The organism is Desulforadius tongensis (assembly GCF_016907915.1).
Taxonomy (GTDB): Bacteria; Bacillota; Desulfotomaculia; order Desulfotomaculales; family Desulfohalotomaculaceae; genus Desulforadius; species Desulforadius tongensis.
In genome coordinates this window covers 34,063-42,887 of sequence record NZ_JAFBCW010000023.1, presented here as the reverse complement: position 1 = coordinate 42,887, position 8,825 = coordinate 34,063, and the positions used below count along the sequence as shown (strand labels likewise).

The window sequence follows — 8,825 nt, the reverse complement described above, 5'->3', positions numbered from 1 at the left end:
GTCGCCGCGGACACCCTTGCCTTAAGCTAACGTTTACTGCTACCTTCAACGTTCGGGACTTTCACCCTATAGACATTGCCCATGCCGGGCACACACAACAAAAGCCTTGAATGCACTGCATTCAAGGCTTTTATAATATCTTGCTCAAAAATTCCCTGGTTCTGGGGTGCTTTGGATTGGTAAAAATTGTTTCCGGGCTGGCTTCTTCTAATATTCTCCCGTCGTCCATAAAGATAACCCTGTCTGCCACTTCCCGGGCGAAGCCCATCTCGTGGGTAACCACCACCATGGTCATACCATCCCGGGCTAAGTCTTTAATTACCGCCAGCACTTCACCCACCAGTTCCGGATCCAGGGCGCTGGTGGGTTCATCAAACAGCATTACTTTAGGCTGCATGGCCAGTGCCCTGGCAATGGCCACCCGCTGCTGCTGGCCGCCGGAAAGCTGTGCGGGGTAGGTATTCGCTTTATCGGCTAATCCCACTTTAGCCAGCAGTTCTTTGGCCCTTTCCCGTGCTTCGGCCACCGGGGTTTTATATACCGTTATAGGCCCTTCCATTACGTTTTGCAGTGCTGTTTGATGAGGAAACAGGTTAAAACGTTGGAATACCATGCCAATTTGACTGCGCAGTCGGTAAATATTTTTCCTGCTGTCGTCCACCAGTTTGCCGTTTTCCAACTTCCTTTTTCCCACCGGTTGACCATCCACCGTAATATATCCTTTGTCAATGGTTTCCAGGTAGTTAAGACAGCGCAGGAAAGTGCTCTTGCCGGAACCGCTGGGGCCGATAATTACCACCACTTCCCCCTGTTTAACGGTGAGACTGACATCCTTTAATACCTGTAATTTACCAAAACTCTTGTAGATATTTTTTGCTACAATCATCACCTATTCACCTTCCGTTATTCACCGTCGGATATAGCCAGGCGCTTTTCCAACCGGCTGATAAGATATACAAAAACAGTGGTTAGTAATAAATATATTGCTGCCACTGTGAGGTAAATTTCCATGGAACGGAAATGGGTGCTGTCCAGCAGTACGCCGCTGCGCATTAATTCTACCATGGTGATAACCGAAACCAGAGAGGTGTCTTTCATTAAAGTGATAAACTCATTACCCATTGGCGGCAGCAGCCTGCGGTAAGCCTGGGGCAGTATTATCCGCCGCATGGCCTGGGTGTATGACATGCCCAGGGAAAGGGCGGCCTCCATTTGGCCTTTGTCAATGGATTGGATACCTGCCCTGATAATTTCAGCAATGTAGGCTCCGCCACAGATACTCAGGCCCATAACGGCGGCAGTAAACGGTTTTAACTCCACTATACCCGCCTGGGCCAGGCCGTAATAAAGGATGTACAACTGCACAAGAAGGGGGATTCCCCGGATAACCCAGGTGTAAATCCCCCCGATAACTGCCAGCGGTTTAAAGCGTGAAATTTTCATTAACGCTACAAACAGCCCAATAATAGTCCCGAAGAAAATTGCTAAAACAGTTAGTTCAACGGTCATTACTGCCCCTTTAAGCAGTACTGGTAAAATTTTTAGTAAAAATTCTACATCAACTGAACCAAATTGCATTATAAACACTCCGTTTAATTACAGTTTATTTGCTTTTTTATTCAGCCTTAGGAGTAACATCGTCACCGAACCATTTTTGTGAAATGGCGGAGAGGGTGCCATCCTGCATCATTTCGGTTAAAGCTTTATCAATGGCTTCTTTCAAGTCTTTATCTTCTTTCCGAATACCGATGGCGTAAGGTTCATCTGTAAGACGGAAGTCAAGCAGTTTGTAAGTATCCGGTTTTTTGCTTATATAGTGAGCAGCAGTGGTTACGTCCACTACCACAGCGTCAACGCGGCCGATGGCCAGATCGTTAAAGGCCTGTGGATACTGGTCATATAAGGTGACATTTTCCAAGCCCTGATCTTTACAAGCAATGGCACCGGAACTGCCGGTTTGAGTGGCAATCTTTTTACCTTTCAGGTCTTGGGCAGAAGCGATATCGTTGTTATCTTTTTTAACAACCACACCGATACCGGCATTAACATAATTTCTGGAAAAGTCAATAACCTTTTTCCGCTCGTCGGTAACACTCATACCGGAAATGATAACATCAAACTTCTTGGAATTTAATGACCCCATAACGCCCTTCCACTCGGTGGGCTGCCACTTTATTTCCACTCCCAGGCGCTTTGCCAGCTCTGCCCCCATATCGATGTCAAAACCAATTAATTCATTAGTATTTTCATCACGAAAACCCATGGGCGCAAAGGTATCATCCAAGCCGGCCACCAAAACCCCTTTTTCCTGAATCTGCTCCCAAGTGGTTTTTGCAGCCTGCTGGTTAGGCTTGTCTGCCTGCTTTTCGCCGCAGCCCGCTGCTAACAGTGCCAAACCCAGTGCCAGCACCACCAGCCATAAATACTTAATTCCCCGCATTTTCCCTATCTCCTCCTGTAAAATTATCTTCACTTACTCTAACATTTTAATTAACTAAAGGAATGAAGTCAAGAAGAATTTATCCGCAGAAAGGTGTTCTTTGTGCATTTTTATATGTTTTAGGGAGGGAATGCGGTATAGGGTGTCGAAAAGCATCACACGATGCATTACTAAATATTAGGATGTGTTACTATGAATAGTAATACCATTTTTGCACTGGACATTGGTACCCGCAGTATAATTGGTGTGGTGGCCGAATTTGTGGATGAAAAAATTAAAATTAAAGCCCAGCACAGATTGGAGCATGCCAGCCGGGCGATGTACGACGGGCAGATACACAATATACCCAAAGTGGCCGAAGGGGTGGCCAAGGTTAAGGCGGCGCTGGAAAAGAAAATTGGCCACAGTTTACATAAAGTGGCCATCGCTGCGGCCGGCCGCTCACTAAAAACCAGGCGCTGCAGGGTGGAACAAGAGGTTGAAGATGTTGAAATAGATTCCGACATGATACGCAGCCTGGAAATAACGGGTTTACAAAAGGCCCACCGGGAGCTTAATGAAGAATTAGATGGCAGAGACCGGTTTTATTGTGTGGGCCATACCGTCGTTTCTTATTACTTAAATAATTATCCCATAGCCAATTTGGAGGGGCAGCGGGGACAAAGTATCGGAGCGGAAATACTGGCCACGTTTTTGCCTGATTCAGTGGTAAACAGCCTGTATTCTGTACTGCAGCGGGTGGATTTGGAACCGATCAGTTTAACTTTGGAACCCATAGCAGCCATAGATATAGCCATACCTGAAGATGTACGCACCCTTAACCTGGCCCTGGTGGATATCGGAGCCGGAACGTCAGATATTGCCATTACCAGTGACGGTTCCATCACAGCATACGGCATGGTGCCGATGGCCGGGGATGAAATTACCGAAGCCATTGTTGAAAACTGCCTGGTTGACTTTAAAACCGCCGAAAATATAAAGCGGGAGCTTGGTAAAGGTAAAGATATTAATTACGTGGATATTTTGGGTATGAAGAACACCATTTCATGCCCGGATGTTATTGCAGTTATAGAACCGGTGTTAGATCAGCTGGCCGATAAAATTACCGCTGAAATAATTAGACTAAATGGCAACAAGGCTCCCAAGACGGTTTTTTGTATTGGCGGTGGTTCCCAGGTGCCGCTGCTTGATGAAAAAATCGCCCGGCGGCTGCAGCTGCCTAAGCTGCGGGTGGCAGTACGGGGGCGCCAAATGTTAAACAGCGTTATAAAGGTTAAAAAAGACCCCATCGACGGCCCTGACGGTGTTACCGTGCTGGGTATTGCCAGCGTGGCTTTTAAAAATGTGGGACATGATTTTATCACCATTAATGTAAATGGGAAAAATTACAGGTTGTTTAATTCCAGTCAGTTAACGGTGGCTAATGCCCTGGCGCTGATTGATTATAACCCCAGGGAATTAATTGCCCGCAACGGCAAGAACTTAACCTTTACCTTAAACGGGGAAAAGAAACAAATCTATGGAGAATTAGGCACCCCGGCCCAAATAACTGTGAATGGGCAGCCGGCCAATATGCAAACAGTAATAAAAGATAAAGACTGCGTTGAAATAATTAAAGCGGTGCACGGTGCCGATGCCAGTTTGACGCTGGGTGAGCTGCTGAATTCCCAGGGCTTTGATATGGAAAAATGTCGGGTAACAGTTAACGGTGTAACACAAAAAGCCGGCTATTTAATTCAAAACGGTGATGCAGTAACAATTAATGATACAGGAAAGGTAACAGGGGAGAAACCAGAAGAAAACAAGCAAAATACTGCGCCAAAGGCTGAACCGCATGGCGGTTTTCCAGAGAAAAAATGGATATCCGTTTTTGTAAACGGTGAAAAAGTGCAGTTAAAAGGCAAAGATAACCCTGTTTTTGTGGATATTTTTAATTTTATAGATTTTGATTTAAATAACTCCAAGGGAATGATTGTACTTAAGGTCAACGGGGAAAAGGCGGAGTATACCCAACCCCTCTTGGAAGGTGACAGGATAGAAATATATTGGGAATAAAAATAAAGAAGGTAATAATCAAGCCCGCCGGCAGCTGGCACAGGCCGCCGGCGGGCTTGATGCATTTTAATCTCCAATGCCAAAAACTTCTGCCGCTTTGTTGTAAGTGAGGTTTTCAATAATTTTAGGATCCACATTTTGTTCTTTCAGGTAATTTGCCGCTTTAATGACTCCGGTGGGATCATTATAGAAAATATTGCTGTAATCGCAGTTCAGCATGCCGTTGGCGTAGCGGTCCAGGTTTTCTGCCAGGTGTTCCGGCAGCACGTGCTGCTTACGGATGGTGATGCCGGGTACGGCACCAAATTCGTTGATTTGGTCAATAATGTCCAGCATGGCATGGTCAATTACCAGCAGGTGAGCGGGAATACCTACCTGCTGGGCCATTTCGAAGTACAGGTCTACAAAAGCCCGGCGGTTTTGGTTGGGGGTGTGGATGATGCAGGGTTTATTAACGGCTTTGGCCACTTCCAGCTGTGCCTTCAGCACATCCCGCTCCAGCTGGGTATCGTTGTTCATGCCAATTTCACCCAGTGCCACCACCGAAGGTTCAGCCAGAAATTCCGGCAGCTTGTCCACCACCCTGGTCCAATCGGCAGGGATGCCGGCGGGGTGGACCCCCACCGCTGTATAAAGTTCTATTCCTTCCTGGGCGGCCCAGCTGCGGTAGAAATTATAATTCTGCTTGAAGTGGTCAAAGTAACTTTCGGCATGCTGGGCTCCCACCAGCACTGCACAGCTGATGGCTTTAACAACTCCCCCCCTGGCCATGGCCTGCAGGCCGTCATAGGGCAGCATGGTAACGTGAATATGACTGTCAATTAACCGCACTGGATATTCCTCCTAACAATATGTGATTTACTTTTAACCTTTCATAACTCCACAGCAGTCTTATCACCGGTTCAACGGTTTCTTGTTTACCGCTGGTATAAAAAAACTCCTTTCCTTGGTGATGCTGTGCGTTGTTGAGGCCAAATTCGTTTAAAACCCGCGCTGTTTGCCTGGCCACGGGTTTGCCGGTATCTAACACCTTGATGCCCGGGCCGGCTAATTCTTGAATTTTAGATTTCAGAAAAGGATAATGGGTACAGCCCAGCACGATGGTGTCCGCATTTTGTTCTAACAGCGGTTTGATATATTTACTTAACAGTTTTTCAGTTTCGGCACTGTTTATATTACCGTTTTCCACCAGTTCCACCAGGCCCGGGCAGGGCTGGGTTACCACCTTGGTTTTGCTGCCAAAACATTTTACCAGTGATGAAAAGCGATCACCGGAAAGGGTTACCCCGGTGGCCAGCACACCGATGGTTCCCGTTTTGGTGGCCGCCACTGCGGGTTTAACGGCCGGTTCCACTCCCACCACCGGAACCCGGTATTTTTTTCGCATGTCGTCCAAAGAGACTATGGAAGCGGTGTTGCAGGCCACCACCAGCATTTTGGCCCCCTTGGACAGCAGAAAATCACTCAATAAATAAACTCTCTGCTTGATTACTTCCGGCGGTTTTTCACCATAGGGGCAGTAAGCGGAATCAGCATAATACAGTAAATCTTCGTTGGGCAGTAATTGGCGTATTTCTTTGGCGATAGAAAGCCCGCCCACCCCGGAGTCAAAAATTCCTATGGGAGAAGAATTTGACATCAGAAACACCTCATTCCAGTCCAATTATTATTATACCCCCATGTCAGTGGCAGGGCAAACAGTATCAAAAAGTACCGAGGAGACAGCAGTGATATACAGCAAAAAAACTGGAAGCCAATGTGAGAAAGAAAGCTGGGTGCATTAAATTTTACTGCCGATGTATGCGGTGTAGACCTGGAGTTTCTAATGGGGGAAAAATTTACCGCTGATATAGTTAACTGCTTTTTTGATAATAAAAAAGCTTGCCAAAAGAACAAGGATAACTTATAGGAGAGCAGAATAGGTGTATATATTGGGAGGAAGATAAATGCTTAAAATTTTACTTGTAATATTGCTTGGCATTTTGGTGGTTTTAGCGCTGGTGGCAGCAGCTTCATTTTTTGCAAATTTACAGTTCAATAAGAATGTAGATAAAGAAGTAAGAGATTTTTTCGGTGATGTGGAAAGTAGACATGATATTATTCAAATGGATGATCTTGATGGCCTGCCGCCGGTGGTGCAAAAATGGTTGGAGCGGTCCCAGGTGGTGGGTAAGGAAAGAATAACGGCAGTGCGCTTAAAGCAAAAGGCATTCATGAGGATCAAAGAGGGAGGTCCTTGGATGCCCGCCGATGTGCAGCAGTATTTCAGGGTGGATAAGCCGGGGTTTATTTGGAAAGTAAGGGTCAACATGGCCCCGCTGCTGTACTTTGCGGGAAGGGATAAGTATGAAAAAGGCAGCGGCCACATGCTCATAAAGGTTCTCTCATTGGTAAAGGTGGCGGACGCAAAAGGAAATGAAATAGACCAGGGTTCCATGCTGCGCTATTTGGCTGAGACCGTATGGTTTCCTTCTGCGGCCTTGAACAGCTATATTGAATGGGAGGAAGTGGATGCTAATTCAGCCAGGGCTGTCATGACCTATGGAGGGATGACTGTGTCAGGATTGTTTACCTTTAACCAAGAGGGTGATGTTATTAACTTTATTGCCCGGAGATATGGGAACTTTGACGGTCGGTACCTGGAAAAGAACTGGATCATTAACGTATGGGAACATAAGGAGTTTAACGGTATAAGGATTCCCGCCGCTGGGGAGGTTACTTGGGAGCTGGAAACAGGGGACTATAACTGGTACCGGTTTGAGATCAAAGAAATCGAATATAATAAGCCGGCCGGTTATTGATAGGAGCCGAGCGTATGGGTTGGCTCTTTGCATGCTTAAAATCAGATACTCCAGCAGGTTTATTTAACAATGGCCCCTTACACGAACGGAACCCTATAGCGATTTGTTTTGATTTATGTTTTAATAACTTTTAAAGCAGAAAATTAAAAGAGGGTACTTATGGAACGTACAAAACAACTGGGAGAAGAAAAGGTTTCCAAGCTGTTAATTAAGTTTTCCATCCCGGCCATTACCGGAATGCTGGTTAATGCCTTGTACAACGTTGTGGATAGAATTTTTATTGGTAACGGCGTTGGTCCCCTGGGTATTGCCGGAATTACCATCGGGTTTCCCATTATGCTGATTGTAATTGCCTTTGCCATGCTGGTGGGTTTCGGTACCACTTCACTGATATCAATTAAATTGGGAGAGCAGAAAAAGGCAGAGGCAGAACTAATTATGGGCAATGGAATGGTACTGTTAATTTTAATTTCTGTGATTATCTCAGCTGCGGGGCTGTTTTTTATCAATCCCCTGTTACAGCTTTTTGGGGCCAGTGAAACGGTACTGCCCTATGCCAGGGATTATATGTCCATTATTTTATGCGGCACGATAATCATGTCCATTGGTTTCGGAATGAATAACTTTATTCGTGCCGAAGGGAACCCCAAAATTGCCATGTATACCATGTTAATTGGAGCCGTTTTAAATATCTTACTGGATTACATTTTCATTTTTATCTTCCAGTGGGGAATACAGGGAGCGGCCCTGGCCACCGTTTGTGCCCAGGCGGCATCGGCGGCTTGGGTGCTTAACTATTTTTGGAGTGGAAAAAGCACGCTCAAACTCCGGTTAAGCAGCTTGAGATTGCGGTTTTCAATTGCAGCCAGCATTGCAGCGGTGGGATCTGCTCCCTTTGCTATGCAGATTGCTGCCAGCCTGTTAAATGTTATTATCAATAACGGCTTAAATTACTACGGCGGAGATGCGGCTGTTGCCGGTATGGGTGTCATAAACAGCATTATGACATTAGTGTTAATGCCTGTCTTTGGAATCAACCAGGGGGCTCAACCCATTATCGGTTTTAACTACGGGGCCCGGAAGTTCCACCGGGTGAAAAAAACATTAAAGCTGGCCATGATGGCGGCTACAGTGATTGTTTCCACCGGGTTTATAATAACCAGGTTATATCCGGAACAGCTTATTGCCCTATTTAACCAGGATGCCGAGCTGATTAGTTTTGGTACCCGGGCGCTGCACATTTCATTAATACTGTTACCGGTTATTGGTTTTCAAGTAGTTGGCTCCAGCTACTTCCAGGCGGTGGGAAAATCAAAACAGGCTATGTTTTTAAGCCTATCCAGGCAGGTGCTGATTTTAATTCCCTTATTGTTAATACTGCCCAGGTTTTACGGTTTAAACGGCATATTATTTGCCCTGCCGATTTCTGATTTGTGTTCTTCGCTGCTAACTGCGGCTTGGCTGCTGGTAGAATTTAAAAATTTAAACCGGGAACAGCGGAAATACTGCCAGGCAGAAACAGGGTGATG

The 8,825-nt window shown here is 45.9% G+C and carries 8 protein-coding genes; 3 read left to right on the top strand and 5 right to left on the bottom strand.

The genetic code is table 11. From position 1 onward, the window contains the following. Positions 1-130 precede the first annotated feature (130 nt). The 3 genes from ehuA to JOC37_RS09605 are packed head-to-tail and all read right to left on the bottom strand — an operon-like array spanning position 131 to position 2,440. Positions 131-886 (bottom strand): ectoine/hydroxyectoine ABC transporter ATP-binding protein EhuA, encoded by a 756-nt coding sequence (gene ehuA, locus JOC37_RS09615; RefSeq protein WP_204618403.1) that lies wholly within the window; start codon positions 884-886, stop codon positions 131-133. Positions 887-903: 17 nt separating this feature from the next. Then, complete coding sequence (locus JOC37_RS09610) at positions 904-1,578, bottom strand: amino acid ABC transporter permease (protein WP_204618395.1); 675 nt, start codon at positions 1,576-1,578, stop codon at positions 904-906. A 37-nt stretch (positions 1,579-1,615) separates the two neighbouring features. Next, the gene (locus tag JOC37_RS09605; RefSeq protein WP_204618394.1) at positions 1,616-2,440 is read right to left on the bottom strand and encodes an amino acid ABC transporter substrate-binding protein; all 825 of its coding nucleotides are present in this window, start codon (positions 2,438-2,440) and stop codon (positions 1,616-1,618) included. 192 nt (positions 2,441-2,632) lie between these two features. Here JOC37_RS09605 and JOC37_RS09600 point away from each other — a divergent pair, with 192 nt between their 5' ends. Beyond that, a complete protein-coding gene (locus JOC37_RS09600; protein WP_204618392.1) occupies positions 2,633-4,495 on the top strand; it encodes a cell division protein FtsA in 1,863 nt (620 codons plus the stop codon). Between the two features lie 66 nt (positions 4,496-4,561). Here the strand turns inward: JOC37_RS09600 and JOC37_RS09595 are convergent, their stop codons facing one another. Further along, positions 4,562-5,326 carry a TatD family hydrolase gene (locus tag JOC37_RS09595; protein WP_338017371.1) on the bottom strand — a complete coding sequence of 255 codons (765 nt, stop codon included), beginning with the start codon at positions 5,324-5,326 and terminating at the stop codon, positions 4,562-4,564. Then, positions 5,313-6,158: a glutamate racemase gene (murI, locus tag JOC37_RS09590; RefSeq protein WP_338017370.1), complete on the bottom strand. Its 846-nt coding sequence runs from the start codon at positions 6,156-6,158 to the stop codon at positions 5,313-5,315. Before murI ends, JOC37_RS09595 begins: the two co-directional genes overlap by 14 nt. A gap of 283 nt (positions 6,159-6,441) precedes the next feature. Here murI and JOC37_RS09585 point away from each other — a divergent pair, with 283 nt between their 5' ends. Both JOC37_RS09585 and JOC37_RS09580 read left to right on the top strand, forming a co-directional pair. Continuing rightward, a complete protein-coding gene (locus tag JOC37_RS09585) occupies positions 6,442-7,296 on the top strand; it encodes a DUF6544 family protein (protein ID WP_204618390.1) in 855 nt (284 codons plus the stop codon). 159 nt (positions 7,297-7,455) lie between these two features. After that, entirely contained in the window at positions 7,456-8,823 is a 1,368-nt protein-coding gene (locus tag JOC37_RS09580) for an MATE family efflux transporter (RefSeq protein WP_204618388.1), read from the top strand. The last annotated feature ends 2 nt before the right edge of the window (positions 8,824-8,825 follow it).